Annotated in this window: 22 protein-coding genes and 1 rRNA gene; 16 read left to right on the forward strand and 7 right to left on the reverse strand. The window is 37.9% G+C overall.

Annotation, left to right across the window (positions count from 1 at the left end; all coding sequences use genetic code 11):
* Positions 1–56 precede the first annotated feature (56 nt).
* Positions 57–401, reverse strand: a complete 345-nt coding sequence (locus tag B9T30_RS13080; protein WP_086185388.1) for a hypothetical protein — start codon at positions 399–401, stop codon at positions 57–59.
* 73 nt (positions 402–474) lie between these two features.
* On the reverse strand, positions 475–1,485 hold the full coding sequence (locus B9T30_RS13085; protein WP_086185389.1) for a metallophosphoesterase: 1,011 nt from the start codon (positions 1,483–1,485) through the stop codon (positions 475–477).
* A gap of 111 nt (positions 1,486–1,596) precedes the next feature.
* On the opposite strand from B9T30_RS13085, the gene B9T30_RS13090 reads away from it, so the two are divergent.
* Positions 1,597–3,231, forward strand: a complete 1,635-nt coding sequence (locus B9T30_RS13090) for a phospholipase D family protein (RefSeq protein ID WP_143223209.1) — start codon at positions 1,597–1,599, stop codon at positions 3,229–3,231.
* A gap of 35 nt (positions 3,232–3,266) precedes the next feature.
* Here B9T30_RS13090 and B9T30_RS13095 read toward each other — a convergent pair whose 3' ends face one another.
* Positions 3,267–4,091 carry a lysophospholipid acyltransferase family protein gene (locus B9T30_RS13095; protein ID WP_086185407.1) on the reverse strand — a complete coding sequence of 275 codons (825 nt, stop codon included), beginning with the start codon at positions 4,089–4,091 and terminating at the stop codon, positions 3,267–3,269.
* Between the two features lie 381 nt (positions 4,092–4,472).
* On the opposite strand from B9T30_RS13095, the gene hflX reads away from it, so the two are divergent.
* The 6 genes from hflX to B9T30_RS13125 all read left to right on the forward strand — a co-directional run bounded on the left by hflX (position 4,473) and on the right by B9T30_RS13125 (position 8,561).
* Positions 4,473–5,804 carry a ribosome rescue GTPase HflX gene (hflX, locus tag B9T30_RS13100; protein ID WP_086185408.1) on the forward strand — a complete coding sequence of 444 codons (1,332 nt, stop codon included), beginning with the start codon at positions 4,473–4,475 and terminating at the stop codon, positions 5,802–5,804.
* A 43-nt stretch (positions 5,805–5,847) separates the two neighbouring features.
* On the forward strand, positions 5,848–6,219 hold the full coding sequence (locus B9T30_RS13105) for a hypothetical protein (RefSeq protein ID WP_086185390.1): 372 nt from the start codon (positions 5,848–5,850) through the stop codon (positions 6,217–6,219).
* 9 nt (positions 6,220–6,228) lie between these two features.
* Positions 6,229–6,903, forward strand: coding sequence for an LrgB family protein (locus B9T30_RS13110; RefSeq protein WP_086185391.1), 675 nt, complete (start codon positions 6,229–6,231; stop codon positions 6,901–6,903).
* A gap of 95 nt (positions 6,904–6,998) precedes the next feature.
* Positions 6,999–7,445, forward strand: coding sequence for a DUF2147 domain-containing protein (locus tag B9T30_RS13115; protein WP_086185392.1), 447 nt, complete (start codon positions 6,999–7,001; stop codon positions 7,443–7,445).
* Positions 7,446–7,608: 163 nt separating this feature from the next.
* Positions 7,609–8,055 carry a DUF2147 domain-containing protein gene (locus B9T30_RS13120; protein WP_086185393.1) on the forward strand — a complete coding sequence of 149 codons (447 nt, stop codon included), beginning with the start codon at positions 7,609–7,611 and terminating at the stop codon, positions 8,053–8,055.
* Positions 8,056–8,108: 53 nt separating this feature from the next.
* Positions 8,109–8,561, forward strand: a complete 453-nt coding sequence (locus B9T30_RS13125; RefSeq protein ID WP_086185394.1) for a DUF2147 domain-containing protein — start codon at positions 8,109–8,111, stop codon at positions 8,559–8,561.
* 98 nt (positions 8,562–8,659) lie between these two features.
* Here the strand turns inward: B9T30_RS13125 and B9T30_RS13130 are convergent, their stop codons facing one another.
* Genes B9T30_RS13130 through pdxA form a run of 3 tightly spaced genes read right to left on the reverse strand, consistent with a single transcriptional unit; the run spans position 8,660 to position 11,329 of the window.
* Positions 8,660–9,493 carry a symmetrical bis(5'-nucleosyl)-tetraphosphatase gene (locus B9T30_RS13130; RefSeq protein ID WP_086185409.1) on the reverse strand — a complete coding sequence of 278 codons (834 nt, stop codon included), beginning with the start codon at positions 9,491–9,493 and terminating at the stop codon, positions 8,660–8,662.
* A 17-nt stretch (positions 9,494–9,510) separates the two neighbouring features.
* Complete coding sequence (gene rsmA / locus B9T30_RS13135; RefSeq protein WP_086185395.1) at positions 9,511–10,323, reverse strand: 16S rRNA (adenine(1518)-N(6)/adenine(1519)-N(6))-dimethyltransferase RsmA; 813 nt, start codon at positions 10,321–10,323, stop codon at positions 9,511–9,513.
* Between the two features lie 37 nt (positions 10,324–10,360).
* Positions 10,361–11,329 carry a 4-hydroxythreonine-4-phosphate dehydrogenase PdxA gene (gene pdxA / locus B9T30_RS13140; protein WP_086185396.1) on the reverse strand — a complete coding sequence of 323 codons (969 nt, stop codon included), beginning with the start codon at positions 11,327–11,329 and terminating at the stop codon, positions 10,361–10,363.
* A gap of 730 nt (positions 11,330–12,059) precedes the next feature.
* Between pdxA and rplM the strand changes: the two genes are divergently transcribed.
* From rplM to B9T30_RS13185, 9 genes are all read left to right on the forward strand, one after another.
* Entirely contained in the window at positions 12,060–12,488 is a 429-nt protein-coding gene (rplM, locus tag B9T30_RS13145; RefSeq protein ID WP_004647928.1) for a 50S ribosomal protein L13, read from the forward strand.
* Between the two features lie 12 nt (positions 12,489–12,500).
* Positions 12,501–12,887, forward strand: a complete 387-nt coding sequence (rpsI, locus tag B9T30_RS13150) for a 30S ribosomal protein S9 (RefSeq protein ID WP_004647927.1) — start codon at positions 12,501–12,503, stop codon at positions 12,885–12,887.
* Positions 12,888–13,172: 285 nt separating this feature from the next.
* A complete protein-coding gene (locus B9T30_RS13155) occupies positions 13,173–13,826 on the forward strand; it encodes a glutathione S-transferase N-terminal domain-containing protein (protein WP_086185397.1) in 654 nt (217 codons plus the stop codon).
* Positions 13,827–13,837: 11 nt separating this feature from the next.
* Positions 13,838–14,269 carry a ClpXP protease specificity-enhancing factor gene (locus B9T30_RS13160; protein ID WP_086185398.1) on the forward strand — a complete coding sequence of 144 codons (432 nt, stop codon included), beginning with the start codon at positions 13,838–13,840 and terminating at the stop codon, positions 14,267–14,269.
* Between the two features lie 19 nt (positions 14,270–14,288).
* The gene (locus tag B9T30_RS13165) at positions 14,289–14,951 is read left to right on the forward strand and encodes a hypothetical protein (RefSeq protein WP_086185399.1); all 663 of its coding nucleotides are present in this window, start codon (positions 14,289–14,291) and stop codon (positions 14,949–14,951) included.
* 416 nt (positions 14,952–15,367) lie between these two features.
* Entirely contained in the window at positions 15,368–15,727 is a 360-nt protein-coding gene (locus B9T30_RS13170; protein ID WP_086185400.1) for a hypothetical protein, read from the forward strand.
* 85 nt (positions 15,728–15,812) lie between these two features.
* Positions 15,813–16,784 carry a hypothetical protein gene (locus B9T30_RS13175; RefSeq protein WP_086185401.1) on the forward strand — a complete coding sequence of 324 codons (972 nt, stop codon included), beginning with the start codon at positions 15,813–15,815 and terminating at the stop codon, positions 16,782–16,784.
* 10 nt (positions 16,785–16,794) lie between these two features.
* Positions 16,795–17,337 (forward strand): GTP-binding protein, encoded by a 543-nt coding sequence (locus B9T30_RS13180; RefSeq protein WP_086164835.1) that lies wholly within the window; start codon positions 16,795–16,797, stop codon positions 17,335–17,337.
* 10 nt (positions 17,338–17,347) lie between these two features.
* The gene (locus B9T30_RS13185; protein ID WP_086185402.1) at positions 17,348–17,761 is read left to right on the forward strand and encodes a roadblock/LC7 domain-containing protein; all 414 of its coding nucleotides are present in this window, start codon (positions 17,348–17,350) and stop codon (positions 17,759–17,761) included.
* A 129-nt stretch (positions 17,762–17,890) separates the two neighbouring features.
* On the opposite strand, the gene rrf is transcribed toward B9T30_RS13185, so the two are convergent.
* Positions 17,891–18,005, reverse strand: a 5S ribosomal RNA gene (rrf, locus tag B9T30_RS13190).
* Between the last annotated feature and the right edge of the window lie 23 nt (positions 18,006–18,028).

Consider the following 18,028-nt stretch of genomic DNA (forward strand, 5'->3'; position numbering starts at 1 on the left):
TGGTTTTTTATATGATTTCTTCTGCGGTTAACATGGTTTTCTCAGATACGGTTTTCTCAGATTTGTTCATCACTTAACATTTCTTGATAGATCTCTTCAAAGACCATGCGATCGCCACCGGCATTGTAATAACTCGGAACAATGTAAGTCACCAATTGGCGATAGCGTTCTGTGCCATATAAATGCTCAAGCAAGGCTTCCACATTATTTTCATCAAAGCCAAATGCCGCGATTCGTTGCTCAAACTTTTGATAAAATGCACGCGCAAATTCTGGCGTATTCACCTCATCCGCTGCTGCTTGCTGAAAGTCATGTTCTAAACTTATAAAATCCGCTTCGAGCTGTGCCGATTGCGTTTCTGTTAAAGCGAAAAACTGTCCCACTTCTTGCGAAAAAGACATTGTCTCATCCTATGGTTCTTATTTGATCTTTATCATAGCTTAAATGATCAACACACAAATTTATATTTCCGCGTTAAACCAACTCAATAATATCAATGGTTGGAGGGACACGAAAACGAAATGGTACACCGACCATTCCCGTTCCAACTGTAACAAAAACATCGGCATTTTCATGTTGATACAGCCCCTTTTTGTGTCCAAGAATAGAGACTTTCTTCATAATATAGTTGGTCAGCCACGGCAGCTCAACTTGTCCGCCATGCGTATGCCCAGACAACATTAATGGCCGTGTTGGTAATTGTGGCACCATATCTACTGTATCGGGATTATGTGATAAAAGTACCCATGGCTTATCTTGCGGTAAGTCTGGCATATAACGCATATCAGTTTTTCCCGCCCATAAATCGCCCACCCCAAGCAAACGGAATTCATCAAACTCCACCATCTGGCCTTCAATATCAATCACATTATTGACCATCAAAGCATGTCTTAATAAGTTTTGAATCGGGGGCCCAGGATACTGTTCATCATGATTGCCATTCACCGAATAAACGGGGGCTTTGATCTGTTTTAAAATCGCCAGTTCATCGGCAAGTGTGTTTTCTGGTTCATAAGTCCAATCCCCTGCAACCACAACCAAATCCGGATTCTGCTGATTAATTTTCGCTACAATAATGTTAAGTTGACGTTCATGTCCTGAAAATAAGCCAATATGTAAATCGGCAATCAATGCAATTTTAATCGGCTGCTGCATTTTTTGATCGGGATTCAATTGATATTGCATGGTTTTCACCCCGACATGATGGGGTTCAATAAAGCGTGCATAAATTAGCAGACAACTGAGTACGAAAATAAAAATGGCTTCATGAAGAGAGTAATAGCCACTCCACCCTGCATACAAGCTAAAGAAAAATAAAGGGAAAAGTAAATAAGATAAATAAAATGCCAATAAATGAACAAAGGCTTTAAAGGGATGAATGGTTTCAGTACGCGTTTGGCTTAGCCATGCCTGTGCAACACCCCAAAGTCCGATCACGACAAAACTGATATAAAAATAAAAAACGACGGAGTGCGTATCCCACATAATAACTTCTCTAATGATAACGATGATATGACATCATTCATCTCTTTTGATATTTATCTTTTCACAGCTGGCACTTATACTCAAACCAATTTTTGGTATTGTTTATAAAATATGGCGCGATCTCCCCAACAAATAGCACAATTAAACAGCGGTAAAGGGTATGGTTCTTCTACCTATAAAACTGCTGTATTGCTGAGTTGTAGCCTCATTTTAGGGATTCCTGCATGTTCAACACTCCCCAAACAAACACCTCAACCGATGGAATATGCGTTCGATACTGAAACGGAGCAAACCTCACTCGCTAAAATCGTTGAACCGTTAAGAGAACAAAATCCAAATTTAACGGGTTATCATATTCTATATGATCCGCTTGAAGCTTTAGCAGCGCGCATACATCTCATTGATAAAGCAGAAAAAACTCTAGATTTGCAATATTATATTTGGGATAACGATAGAATTGGTTCACTGGCACTCTATTCTATTATTAAAGCAGCTGATCGTGGTGTAAAAGTCCGTTTATTGATGGATGATAACAATGCTAAAAAAATGGAAGGGATTTATCTTGCACTCGATCAACATCAAAATATTGATGTCAAACTCTATAACCCCTACCGATTTAGACATTACCGTGCCATGGATATGGTGCTCGACTTAAAACGCATTAACCGTCGTATGCATAACAAAAGCTTTATTGCAGACAATCAAATTTCCTTGATTGGCGGTCGCAATATGAGTAATCAATATTATAACGTCAGTGACAATTATCAATTTTCCGATGTCGATGTCATGCTGGTCGGCTCTGCATCTGATGAAATTATTCATTCTTTTGATGAATACTGGAATGATGAATATGCATTTCAAGTAAAACAAATTGTTAACTCAAAACACTATGCCTTGCGTTTTGAAAGTTTAAAACAACAACTTAATACTTATTATCAAGAGATTACCGTACAAAATTATCTTGATTTAGCCACCCGATCCCATAATATTGAAAAGTGGCTCAATAATAGTATTCAATTTGATTGGGTCAAGGCCGAAGTCGTTCATGATTCACCGAGTAAAATCAAATCCAAAGCCAAAAAAGAACAATATTTAAATTTTCAGCTGATTAATCATTTAGAAAACCCAGAACACAGTGTGGATATCGTTTCAGCTTATTTCGTCCCTGAAAAGAAAGGCGAAAAAATGCTCAGCGATCTGGCTCAAAGTAATATTCAAGTCCGTGTCCTGACCAATTCTTTTAAAGCCAATGATGTCGCTGTGGTCCATGCCTTTTATGCTAAATATCGCAAAGATTTATTAAAAAATAAGGTAGAACTGTATGAGTTTCTGTCTGCACCTGAAGCTGAAAACTTAAATGCCAATACAGAGGAAATTGCGGAAAAAACCAAAGTCAGCTTAAAAGGTTTAAGCCGTTCCAGCCTGCATGCCAAACTCATGGCGATTGATCAAAAACAAGTCTTTATTGGCTCTTTCAATTTCGACCCTCGTTCAGCCTATCTAAATACTGAAATTGGCGTTCTGCTGAATAGCCCCAACTTAGCCAAAGCCATTCATCAGACAATGGATGAAAATTTATCTAAATATGCCTATAAATTGGTTTTAGATGCCAATCAAAATATCAACTGGAAAATTAAAAAGCATAATGGCGACATTAAAATCTATCACAAAGAACCGAAAATGAAATGGTGGCAAAAAGCCGGAGTAAAAATCATTTCATGGCTGCCTATTGAAGGCTTTATGTAAGCCTTCCTGCTAGACGCACTGTTTTCCTTAGCCATTCATCTTGAGTCATTTACGCTGTCGGTTTGCAGAACTCTGTGCTGCAACTGCGCTAAACCTTCGACCATTTTAGTTTGGACTTCCTTAGTCAAAGTCTCGACGGTATGCCCCTCAACCGAAATTGCTGGCAAGGTCATTAAATGAGCGGTAACTTTAGGCATTTCTAAAACATTTTTAACATGATCGATAAAACTCAAGTGACCGACAAACGGCGCGACCATATCCAATTGTCCATGTTGATTCACATAACAAATTAAGCAAATTTGTATCGGACGATTGGCCTCAATCGCCGCGCCTAAAATACGCCCATAGATTTTTTTTATTTTTGAACCATCGGAAGTGGTCGCTTCAGGAAAAAATAGCACTGGAATATCTTGCTTTAAAAATGCCGTAATTTGTTCACGAATTTTAACTGAATCACCAGAACCCCGTTTAATAAACAGCGTTCCGCCCCCTTTAGCCAATTTTCCAAATAATGGCCATTTTTCAATTTCAGCTTTTGCCAAAAAGAAAACCCGAGCGCCTGAGCCTAAAACAGCAACATCTAACCAAGAAATATGATTACTTACCCATAAAGCAGGTTGTCTTGGAATCTGACCATGAATTTGAACTTCAATATTAAATACTTTGCTTAACTGGCGGCAAAAATGTTGCACATAGCGCGTATTATTGGGATTGTTCGGATCTTTATATAAACGATGACGAAAAACCAAATAAAACCCTTGTATAATCGCCTCCAAACCAGCCAACAATTTTTTACTATATAACAAAAACTTAGACATGCTATTTAACGACGAACTTTCAGTTACAGAGGATTGAGTCATAGATTGATCACTAATTACCAGATACAGCATTTAATCGTTTATGTACGGCCATTCTATACTGTTCATTTTCATCTTGCATTGATCATAAAAACCACCAAATACTTTTTTGCTGCATGATGAAAATAACTAAGTCTGCACTTTAAGCCAAAACACAAATTATACCCACAGCAATATCGCCAGAATAAGCATATTAAAATTCTAAAATAATCAATATTATCAATTTTTTAGAATAAAATTAAAGAAATAGCTCGGGTAAGTCATTGCCCTATTTTTGTTCACTCAATGTTTTGTTACGATGCATGCCGAAGTTTTCGCTATTTTTTACTATCAGGGTTAATTTTCCACTAAAATGAAGTTTTCATGTCGTTGAGATTGCATTTAGTGGAATATATTGAGCAACATCAAGGTAGCAACCGTGCCCTATTAGTCAGTGTATCCGTACAACTGTTAGATGACCTTGATGTTGAAGAATTTCGCTTATTGGCCCAGTCAGCTGGTGCTGAAATTCTAGAACACATTACCGCTCAACGCATTAAACCAGATCCTAAACTGTTTATCGGCTCCGGAAAGGCTGAAGAAATCGCTGAATTAGCAAAAGCTTTAGAAGCAGATTTGGTGATTTTTGATCATGCCCTCAGCCCCTCGCAAGAACGTAATTTAGAAAGAGTGATGCAATGTCGTGTTATTGATCGTACTCGCCTCATTTTAGATATCTTTGCACAACGCGCACGTACCCATGAAGGTAAACTGCAAGTTGAATTGGCACAATTAGACTATCTGTCTTCTCGACTGGTTGGTAGTGGCATTAGTTTAGACAGTCAAAAAGGCGGTATTGGTTTACGTGGGCCGGGTGAAACACAATTAGAAACCGACCGTCGCTTACTGCGTTTACGTATTGGACAGCTAAAAGATAAGCTGGAAAAAGTGCGCCAAACCCGTATTCAAGGTCGTGCTGCACGGCAAAAAGCCGCTATTCCAACGGTCTCTTTAGTGGGCTATACCAACGCAGGTAAATCTACATTATTCAATATATTGGCCCGTTCCGATGTTTATGCGGCAGATCAATTGTTTGCAACACTAGATCCAACTTTACGCCGTTTAAATTGGGATGGGATTGGTGCTTTAGTCCTTGCGGATACCGTGGGTTTCGTCCGTAACCTTGCACATGCTTTGGTGGAATCCTTTAAAGCTACGCTTGAAGAAACGTTGGAGGCAACTTTACTGCTCCATGTCATTGATTCCAGTAGTCCAGATATGATGGAGCAAATTGAAGCAGTTGAGAAAGTTTTAAAAGAAATCGGGGTGGAGGTTCCTGTACTGCGTGTCTATAACAAAATTGATGTTAGTGGCGAAGATGCCAAAATTGTCTATGCCAAGCCGCATGTCCCTGACCGTGTCTATGTCTCGGCACATTCTAAACAAGGCTTAAACCTATTACGCCAAGCCGTTCAAGAATGTTTGATGGGACAACTACAAAGTTTCGAGCTGGTGTTAAAACCAGAATATGGAAAATTGCGCACTCAATTGTATGCGCTCAATGTCATTCAAACTGAAAATTATGATGATCAAGGCAACCTGCATTTACATGTCATTATTGCCCCACAAAAACTGGAACAATTGATTAAACAAGCCCATCTACCGATTGACGAAATTTTAGGTCATAAAGCCACTCAGTTTAAAAGACCGCTTGAGGAATTTGAAATTAAAAGATAAATCGGTTAAAACGTGATAAGTATAATTTTAAAGTTTGGTAAACATGGACTGGATAAAAACAATCGACTGGCCTGCATGGATCGGTACACTGGCATTAATCATCTGCTTTCGTGAGGGAGCAGTCTGGTTAATGACACAATTGAATCATCCAGAACTTGGTAATCTCGTCGGTTTAATTGCTTTATTAATGACATTACTTGTTTGGAGAAATGTACATAAATTACCAGCACGTTTAGTCGATACCAACAATAAAATTATGAAAGAAAGTGCTTTTGCCTTTTTACCCATTAGTGCAGGTTCACTGATTATGTTGGTACAAATGGGCAAAGAGATTCCGCTTTTTCTCATCGTCATGTTCATCAGTACCCTTATTCCATTATGGGTGTATGCAAAAATGGCCAAACGCTGGTTATAGGGAAATCATATGTTCGCAGTACTTTCTGGTTTTATGATCACGCTGATGGCTTATCTGATTGCTAAACCTATTAATAAAAAACTTCCACAAGTTCCGATCATCGTGATTGGGATGTTCTTCATTATTGGGCTGTTGTTTGTATTTGGTATTCCTTATGAATCCTATATGACCCAAGTCAATCCTCTGTTTAATCATTTGCTCGGTTACGTCACAGTTGCCTTAGCCATTCCTCTAGCAGCAATGCGTTATGACGACTTACCCCTCAAAGCAATTGTGGGTATTTTGGTCTTTGCCAGTATTAGTGCAGTCGCATTACCTATGGGACTTGCTTATTTATTGCATATGTCCGATGCAAGCATTATGGCATTTGCAACACGTGCTGTAACCACGCCCATTGCGATTAATATCGCTACGCTACTGCATGCCCCACTCAGTTTAGTCATTCTGATTGTGATTTTATCTGGTGTGATTGGTGCTGCATTTTCTCCATTTATTTTGCGCCATATTCATGATGAAAGAGCATCTGGCTTGGCATTAGGCTTAGCTGCACATGCCATTGGTACTGCCCAAGCATGGCAAAGAGGTAGCGTTGCTGGACGCTATGCGGCTTTTGGAATGGCCGTCAATGCTGTATTTACCGCCATCTGGTTGCCAACATTTATACTCTATTTACAAAAAATGTGACTCAAAAATCACAATAACAAACAAATGATTGTTTAGTATAAAAAATAAATCTAGAATGAAAATGAGTCACAAAATTATCAAAAAGGAATTTGTTAATGAAAAGTATTACATTTTTAACAGCATTGGTTTGTTCTTCACTCAGTAGTCTTGCCTTTGCACAAGACATCACGGGGACATGGAAAAATATTGATGATAAAACAGGTTCATCAAAAGCAATTCTTGAGATTCGCCAAGAATCAAATGGCACATTTACCGCAAAAGTTATCAAAATAACGCCTCGCCCAGGCTATACCCCTAAAGAAACCTGTATCAAATGTCCAGCACCGTATACCAATAAACCCATTCTGGGGATGGACGTATTAACTGGGTTAAAATACGTTGAAGGACTCAATTTCAGTGGCGGTAAAATTATTGACCCACTTTCTGGCAATATTTACAGTATGAAAGCAAAATTGAGTGCCAATGGCAAACGTCTAAATTTACGTGGTTATGTTGGTATTTCGGCTTTGGGACGTAGTCAAACGTGGATAAAAAATGATTAATGCTGACAAAAAGCCACACTATGTGGCTTTTTTATTCACTATTGTTTAAGTAATTCACATTATTTTTGTTTTTTATGATGCAATATCTTGACTAATTTTCAGACCCTCATAATATGTTCTTAATCGATAAAAAAAATTACTCTCCATAAGCAAAGGAATTGATATGAAAAAGAATATTTTGCTTGTTACTTTTGCCAGTTTATTTTTCAGCAGCAATGTATTGGCACAAGATCTATCAGGAACATGGCAACAAATTGATGATAAAACAGGTTCACCGAAAGCCATTATTGAAATTCATAAAAGTTCAAATAATACCTTTATAGGAAAAGTTGTTAAAATTACCCCTCGCATAGGCTATACCCCTCGTGAAAATTGTGTCAATTGTCCTGCGCCTTATACAGATCAGCCAATTTTAGGTTTAGAAATCTTTAAAAATTTAAAATTTGAAGGAGAAAACCTGTACGCTGGCGGTCAAATCCTTGATCCGCTTTCTGGTAAGATTTACAATCTGAAAGGAAAACAATCAACTAACGGTAAACGCCTGCTTTTAAGGGGCTATATCGGCATTTCTGCTATTGGCCGCACACAAACCTGGATTCGCCAAGAATAGGCTTTTGCGCCAATTGAAGTTTTAAATGGCGATGGAATCGCATAGGAATATTTATGAAGCTAAATTTGAAATTGGGACTGCTGCTGCTTGGTGCTGCAATAAGTGGATCTGTATTGGCACAAGATTTAAGCGGTACGTGGCAACAAATTGATGATAAAACAGGCTCTCCCAAAGCAGTGATTGCAATCAATAAAGAAAGCAACGGCACCTATACAGGCCAAATTGTGAAAATCACACCTCGTCCTGGTTATACGCCAAGAGAAATATGTAATAAATGCCCCGCACCATACACCAACAAACCTATTTTAGGCATGGAGCTTCTCAAAGGCTTGAAACATGTGGAAGGCACTAACAACTATGAACATGGTCGCGTGATTGATCCACTTGCAGGCAAAATTTATGATGCAAAAATGAAATTGAGTGCATCAGGCAAACGCTTAACCCTCAGAGCCTATATGGGTGTTTCAGCATTAGGACGCAATCAAACTTGGATTCGTCTAGACTAAGCTGACAGCATAAAAAAGCCGCAAAATTGCGGCTTTTTTTATTTCAGGACTAGACACAGACAATGTGACTTAAATCAGCTTTTTAAAAAAGCTAAAAATTACAACATTGGATTATCGACTTTAAAAATTTCTTTGTCTTCTAAGCGATAAGCAACCAGTTGATTGCCCCACACACAACCACCATCGACATTCTGAATCTGAGAATTAATGGTTTTACCCTGTAATGCCGCCCAATGACCAAAAATAATCTGATGCGTTTTGGCAGCTTCTGACTCAAATTCAAACCAAGGCTGAAAACCAGCAGGCATTGGGTCATCCAATGAATCTTTAAAACTAAACTCCATTTTCCCTTGCGCATTGGTTAAACGCATACGGGTTAAATAGTTGGTAATACAACGTAAACGTGCATTACCTTCAAGATCATCCGACCATAAATCAGGTAGTTTGCCGTACATCTCAGCTAAGAAAACATCAACTAAGTCAAAATTTTCATGACTAATAATGGCTTCAACTTCTTTAGCAAAAGCAAAAGTTTGCTCTGCCGACCAAATACACGGAATACCCGCATGTGTCAAAATGGTTTGATCATTTGGAAAAAGACATAACGGCTGTTTACGTAGCCAATCAATCAGATCATCACTGTCAATAGCATCAATCACATCACGCGTATTGTCTTTATCTTTTAGCTCTTTTAAACCACGTGCACAGGCCAAAAGTGTTAAATCATGATTACCCAATACCGTTGCAGCAACGCCACGATCAACCAACTTTTTAACAAAACGAAGTACACCAATTGAATTTTCACCACGGGCGACCAAATCGCCTGCAAACCAAATAAAATCCAAATCGGGATCAAATTTAATTTCTTTTAGTAATGCTTTCAAGGCTTCAAAACAGCCCTGAACATCACCAATCACATAGTTGTGTCGAATATCGGAGCGAGCCACTTTTAAGCCACCATTTGATCTGACAAAGCCACAAATTGCGCCATCGTTAAATTTTCTGGACGCGCCATTGGGTCAATGCCTACATTTTCAAAAGCTTCTTCTACTAACATTCCTTTCAAACTATTACGCAAAGTTTTACGACGCTGCGTAAAGACATGTGAAACCAAACGTGCCAAAGCTTTTTCATTTTTGGCAATCACAGGTTTCACCGCATAAGGCTCTAAACGGAATACGGCAGAAGTTACTTTCGGTGGCGGATTAAAAGATCCAGGTGGTACTTCAAATAAAAATGTCGGTTTGCAATAATACTGAATCATGACCGATAAGCGGCCATATTCTTTGGTATTTGGAGAAGCAGTAATACGATCAACCACTTCTTTTTGCAACATGAAATGCATATCTTTAATTTTATCGCCAAATTCCAAAAGATGAAAAAGCAATGGCGTTGAAATGTTATACGGCAAGTTCCCGACGACACGTAATGGGCGATCGTCTTGAAACAACGCAGTATAGTCATACTTTAAGGCATCCGCTTCAACAATGGTCAAACGCTCAGGATATGGCACACGCCCCGGTAAGCCAGCGGCCAAGTCACGATCCAGCTCAATCACCGTTAAAGCATCACATTCACCAATCAAAGGTGAAGTTAATGCTGCAAGACCGGGACCAATTTCAACAATATTTTCACCTGCACGTGGGTTGACCGATCGCACAATTTTGGCAATCACACGTTGATCATGTAAAAAGTTTTGACCAAATCGTTTTCGAGCCTGATGCCCTTCTTCTTTTGGGTTTAGGGCATTAATCTGATACATAAAAACAGTTCCAACGTGAAGGTTATTCACCAAAAAATCAGTGATGGGCTAAATCAAGGGCTAAATCGACAGCAACGTGCAAACTTGAACTTTTTGCCAGTCCAGTACCTGCAAGGGAGAGCGCTGTACCATGATCTACAGAAGTACGAATAAACGGTAAGCCTAAAGTAATATTAATGGCTTCACCAAATCCTTGAGATTTTAACACAGGTAAGCCTTGATCGTGATACATCGCCAAAACTGCATCTGCATCTTTTAAATGTTCAGGCGTAAATAAGGTGTCGGCAGGAAGGCTTAAACTCATATCAATGCCTTGTGCACGATAGGTTTCAAGCACTGGATTAATCACCTCAATTTCTTCACGGCCCAAATAACCGTCTTCACCTGCATGAGGATTTAAGCCACAAACCAAAATATGCGGCTGATCTATCTTAAATTTTGTTTTTAAATCATAAATTAAAATATCAATTACTTGATGCAGACGCTCTGCGGTAATGGCATCTGGCACATCGCGTAATGCAAGATGCGTGGTCGCCAAAGCAACCCGTAAAGTTTTGGTTGCCAGCATCATGACCACACGTTCAACACCCGCAAACTCTTGGTAATATTCGGTGTGCCCACTGAAATGAATGCCTGCATCATTTATAATTGATTTTTGTACGGGTGCCGTTGCAACGCCCACACTTTTACCCTGCATGGCATAATCGGCTGAACGACGTAATTGTTCTAATACATAAGCTGAATTTTGAGAATTTAATTTCCCCAAAATAACCTCTGTATTTAATGCAACATGCTCCACATAAAGCTGCCCCAGTGCAGATGTATCAGATTGTCCTTGATACTCAATCAATTCTATCTGCTGATTTAAAATTTCAGCCCGCTGCTTCAGCATATGAATATCTGCCAAAACCACAATTGGACGCTCATCAATCCGATCTGCCAAACTTAGGCAAATATCAGGACCGATACCAGCAGGTTCGCCGCTGGTGACATATAGAGGAAGCATGGCTGACCTATGCAGATTTATTTCAGTACCGCTATTTTACTGAATCTAGAAAATAAATACCGTTGATTTTTATGTTTTTAGCTAGGACGATGGTGGAATAATAGCACCAGATAAATAAGCAATGAATAATGCAATATAAATAAAAATAGCGATAACAGAGGCAATGCTGCATGCTTTAAGAAGCCAATGAAGCATAAGAGGAAAAGAGGAAAAGAGGAAAAGAGCGATACAGGAGATATACAAGACTTAAAGTCATCATCAGAAAGAGACTGTAAGCAATCGGTACTAATAAAATAAAGTTTACAATCAGGTAAAGTAAAATGAGGAGTAAAGCCAAGCCCCACGTAATAGCAACTATTACAACCAATAATACAAATATGATCCACACCCAGCATTAGGCTGAATTATAAGATAATACAAAGGGATAATAAGGCTGATAGAATATGCGCAAATCAAATTAGTCCAATAAATTGAACTTTAGTACTCCCAGCTGTCATTTTTATTTTTGCTTTCAGCATTTTATTTAAAATCAAATCATTGATATTCATCAAAATAAACAAATAGCACACTATCTTAAAAGCCACTAGTCAAATATTGAACAATAGCTTATAATACAGCGCTTGAAATTCTATATTTTCATTGTGATTCACCTGTCTTTCAGGTAGAATTCGGTCTCCTTTTGTTTGGACAGATTCCATAGTCCAAACCAACTATAATAGGTAGTGGTTTAATGAAAACTCTCAGCGCTAAGCCTGCTGAAGTTCAACATGACTGGTATGTTGTTGATGCTTCTGGCAAAACTTTAGGTCGCCTTGCGACTGAAATCGCTCGTCGTTTACGCGGTAAGCATAAAACGTCTTATACTCCGCACGTTGACACTGGCGATTACATCGTTGTTATCAATGCTGAAGAAATTACTGTAACAGGTAAAAAAGCTCAGGATAAGAAATACTATCGCCATACTGGTTTCCCTGGTGGTATCCGTGAGACTAACTTCGAGAAGTTAATTGCTCACAAACCTGAAACAGTTTTAGAAAAAGCTGTAAAAGGTATGTTACCAAAAGGTCCTCTTGGTTATGCAATGATCAAAAAAATGAAAGTGTACGCTGGTTCTGAGCATCCTCATACTGCTCAACAGCCACAAGTTTTGGACATCTAAGGGATACAGCACATGGCTACTAATTATGGTACAGGTCGCCGTAAGACCGCAACTGCACGTGTTTTCTTATCAGCTGGTACAGGTAAACTCGTAATCAACAACCGTACACTTGAGCAATATTTCGGTCGTGAAACTGCTCGTATGGTTGTTCGTCAGCCTTTAGAACTTCTTGAAGTTACTGAAAAGTTTGACCTTTACATCACTGTTGCTGGTGGTGGTATTGGTGGTCAAGCTGGCGCTATCCGTCACGGTATTACTCGTGCGTTGATCGCTTCTGACGAAACATTAAAACCTGCTCTTCGTCAAGCTGGTTTCGTTACTCGTGATGCTCGTGAAGTTGAACGTAAGAAACTTGGTTTACGTAAAGCACGTAAACGTCCTCAGTTCTCTAAACGTTAATTCGTTTACCGAATCGGAAAAAAAGCCTTGGTTTATCCAAGGCTTTTTTATGTCTTAATTTTTGTACATCGTCTAAATATTTTAAATTTTCATATTCAACTCATTACTAAAAAAACAATACCGCAATTACCTCGCCATCCTAAAAAACCCATGCTCAATAAAATCAAAGACAAGCGCATAAATTATTGCTCTACCACATCTGATTAAAATTTCTCTCATTTGTTCTCGTGATTTTCATGCTGAATTTTAGTATCCTATTCCATTCACTTTGCTTTGTTTGGGATTATGTCCGTCGAAACCGCACCTCTTCAAGGAATTACACTGTATAGCCATGCAGATGACTTTCGTTCACATTGGATTCGCTATGTCCTTGCCGAGAAGCAAATTAAATATCATCTGATTATGGTGGATGAAGACGACGAAGATCTCGCGAGCTTAAATCCATACAATCAATTGCCGATGCTGATTGAAAACGAACTCAAACTATTCAATACAGGAATTATTTCTGAATATTTAGATGATCGTTACCGTCAAAATAAACTCTATGCAGATGCTCCTGCACCTCGTTCAGAACAACGCCAATATATTTGGCGCTTCGAGCAAGACTGGTTAAAACTTGCCGATATTATGTTGCGTCACCCTGATAGCTTGAATGAAAAAGAAAAAGCCAAAGCCCAAAAGCAACTGCGCGATATACTGATTTCCTTAACCCCCCTATTTCAGCATTTCCCCTATTTCATGTCGGAAAATTTTACCATTCTAGATTGTATGTTAGCCCCCATCTTTTTACGGTTAAATTCAATGGGGATTGAACTGCCAAAACAACATTGCCGACCCATTTTATTATATTGCCAACGTATATTTACCCGTCCTGCTTTTACCAAGTCGATGACCATGCAGGAAAAAAACAAATATCGTGATATTTTAATTAATCAATAGAGTATTTTTCAATGTCTGAAGCAGAATTAAACCTCACTCCTACACGCCCTTATCTTGCTCGTGCAATTTATGAATGGATTTGTGACAATAACCTCACCCCTCACTTATTGGTCGATGCCACCCAACCGAATACTATGGTTCCAGAACAATTTATTCAAGATGGGCAAATTGTTCTCAATCTAGCACCTCATGCCGTACACCAATTAAATATGAGCAATCATACCATCACCTTCTCTGCTCGCTTTGGTGGCGTTTCGCGTGATATTTACATCCCCTTAAATGCCGTAATTGGGATTTATGCACGTGAAAATGGTCAAGGTTTATTCTTTGATCCAAATGAATATGAAGATACCCAAATCCCTGAAGATACTTTAAAATCAACCACACAGGCAGAAGAAACCAAACAACCTAAGAAAAAACCGAGCCTACGGTTATTAGACTAAAATAATATGGAGTAAGTTGATGGCTTTTGATTTAGTACAATATTTTGCTGAGCAGATTTATACTCAGAAGCCTCAGCTTCTTGAACAATACAGCAAAGAAGAACGAAAAGAGTATTTATTAGAAATTAATGCGCTGATATTAGGTAAGTTAATTACACTCTGGCGTACTGATGACAAAAAAGTTTATCAAGAAATAGCGTCACCCGATGAACTCTTTATCCAAGAGGTGGCACGTCATCTCACCACTTCTTCAAACAATCAATCTATATTACCTAAAAAGGAATTAGAGCAAACCGTCACTGAGATATTAAAATTACAATTGGCTGAGCTTAAACAACTCAATGATATTGGCAATCTTAAAATTCACGGATTACATGAACTCCTTATCGGACAAATTGAACATCTTTCAGGTCAAGCCGCTGACTGGGTTTGGCTAACAAATGGTCTATCAGAACTAAAAGGCTCTAAACCGATCGTGCAAGAAGAGATATCATTAGACTCAACAATGAAGGAGTTTAATCAAATGGTCAGTCAACCACAAATTCATGCAAATGAAGATCTACACAATCACTCAGAAACTTTAGCAGTGACTGTTCCAAAGTGGTCAAAAATTTTTGAACCAATAGTCGCGCTTATTATTCTTTGGGTTTTATATTGTGCAGCAACTCAAATCTTTGTTTAATCACAAAAAAAGATAACCTAAATATAGGTTATCTTTTCAACAACCTAACATTCGAAATTACTCTCTTTAAAACTCCCGCCATGTATTAATATGTAGCTTTACGTTAAATCATGTAATTTTATGGGTTTTTCGCTAATTCTTACATTTGTTTACATTATCAAATAATTCCAAATATTACAGTAAAACAACACAACGAATATGCACTTATTTGCAAAAAATGTGAACCAATTCATATTTAAACTGACTAAAATGATCAACTTTTTAGCTGCACTTTTGATAACACTGGGTTAGAAAATTAATTACATTGATAAAATTAATCGCACTTCTATAATGAAATTAACTTGTTAACCAACAGTTCAAGCAAGCCAAAAACATATCAAATAATTCTTTATAACAATCAGAGAGAGAAAATAAATATGGCTAAAATATCACTTGATTCATTAGCAAATATCGATGGTTTCCATGCAGCTGCATTAGTTGATAGTGAAAGTGGCTTAGCACTTGCAACACAAGGCGGAGGTGATATTGATCTGGAATTAGCTGCTGCTGGCAATACAGAAGTCGTTCGTTCTAAACGACGTGTGGCAAAAGCATTAAATCTAAATGATACCATTGAAGACATCTTGATTACTTTAGGCAAGCAATACCATATCATTCGCCCACTTGAAAAAAATGATAATGTTTTCCTTTATCTTGTGCTTGATCGTTCTAAAGCAAATTTAGCTATGGCACGCCATGAATTAAAAGGCTATGAAAAAGGACTAAATTTTTCTTAAATCTGATAAAAAGCCTTGTATATTTAGATCTACAAGGCTTTTTAGTTCTTAAATTCCCCTAAACCCAATTAAACAGGGTGAGCATATGAATAAGCAAAATCTCAATATTGCGATTGCTGGATTAAGTCTCAATCATTCTGAAGAGTTAAAAATTCAGCTCCGTAGCTTAATCCCACAAAACTATATGCTCCAATGGGTTACTGCTACAGATCCCAATATTGATTGCCTATGTATTGATGAAAGCTTTTACAAAACAGAAAACATACAGCAAATCATTAATAAAAAATGCTTTCCTTGGTTAAAAACATCAATACCATCATCAACCCAAGTACAGCTTGAAAATAACATCTTATTTTTACCTGTAACTGAACAAGAAAATTTATTTGAATGGATCAATCGCTCTTTGATTAGTGCTCCCCATAAAGAAACGCTATCTGATGAACTTCTGATTACGAATGAAATGGAAACTGAGACTTTAGATAAAAAGTTTTTTCTTAATTTATATGATATCCAGCATAACTCAAAATTACATTTACACGATGATGCTGGAACCTTAGCTGTCATACACCCTGCTCAAAATACGGCTTGGCTAAATACGCAAAGGACAATCAAAAGTACAAACCATAGTTTTCATTATAATTTAGCCAATACAACGGATCTAACCAAAGTCTCACGCAAAGATAAGTTTATATTACAGGATTGGCTATGGAATCTATTCTGGAACTCACCTGAAGTTATTGACAATTTAGCTCCTGAAGATGGTCATTATAAAATTCATACATGGCCAAAACCATCTGATCAATCTAATCGGAAAATTATTTTTCAATTATCCGCCTGCTTTATACAAGGCGGGAAAATTTCAAAAATAGCAGAACAACTTAATTTGTCGCAAAATACAGTACGGCACTTTATCGCAACCAATATTGCAGCAAATAATATTGAAAAAATAAATATCTGGGACAAGCATTACGCCCCACCACCGCAGGAAATCAAACAAGAAGAGCAAAATACGATACAAAGCTTTTTCGGTAAATTACGCAGAAAATTTGGCTTTTAAGGAATAAGTTATGATTCTACAACAATATAAAATAGTTTTTGCAGGCTCAATGGGAGCAGGTAAAACAGAAGCCATTCGCTCACTCTCAGATGTGCCTGTTTTACTGACTGAAGCGTTTAATACCGATCAGCAAAGCCACAATAAAATGGAAACCACGGTCGGCATAGATTATGGTGAAGTCACCCTTGAGGATGGTATTAAAATCGGTTTATACGGTACTCCAGGGCAAAGTCGTTTTGATTTCATTTGGTCTGTCATATGTAAAGGTGCTATTGGTGCCATTATTTTAATCGACCATACCGTTGAAAACCCGATTGAAGAACTCGAAAACTATCTCGATACATTTCAAAATCATACTGACAATATTGCAATTGGTATTACACATACAGATGTAGACAATACAAAATCAACTTTAATTTACAAAGATTGGCTGATTAGTCAGGATTTATACTCCCCTCTATTTTTTATCGATGCTCGAAAAAAAGAAGATGCACTCCTTTTACTTGAAGCATTAATCACCTCTGTAGAAGTTAATCATCAAATAACTGCATAAAGGAGTCATTATGTTTGCACTTAAAAATAACAGAGCAGCATCACCAGAGCTAATTCAATTTGCTAAATATCAAATTCAAGAGATTATACATAGTGTTAGAGGTGTTAACTTTATTATGCTGTGCTCAACAGATGGTTTTGAGCTTGCAACTATTCATAAAAAAGACAATTATAATAATGGAAAATTAGCGGCTGTCAGCAGCTCAATTCTTGCGATGGTTTCCGCTTTTATGCAGGAAATCCATTTAAATGGTTGCCAATCGATCACTCTAGATGCAGAAAATGGCAAGGCGATCTTAACCTCTGTTCCTTCAGCGAATCATCCTATGATTATTATTGCTTTAGCAGAGAAAGACATTCTTTTAGGGCAATTATTATACATGCTAAAGAATAGCAGTAATTTAATACAGCAAGAAGCTTCATAATAAAGGTGCTTGAGCTCTTGAGTATTTTTCATCATTCCTAATATTTAACTTTTATTTCTTTTATTTCTTTTATTCCCCACATAAAAAAACACCCCCAACGTTTAGGTTGGGGGTGTTTTAGGAATAATGAGCTGGCGATGACTTACTCTCACATGGGTAACCCCACACTACCATCAGCGCGAAGAGGTTTCACTTCTGAGTTCGGGAAGGGATCAGGTGGTTCACTCTTGCTATTGTCGCCAGCACAACTGTTTATGGATACTTGCT

The sequence above is a fragment of the Acinetobacter sp. ANC 4973 genome (genome assembly GCF_002135275.1).
In the GTDB taxonomy this organism is placed as follows: Bacteria; Pseudomonadota; Gammaproteobacteria; order Pseudomonadales; family Moraxellaceae; genus Acinetobacter; species Acinetobacter kyonggiensis.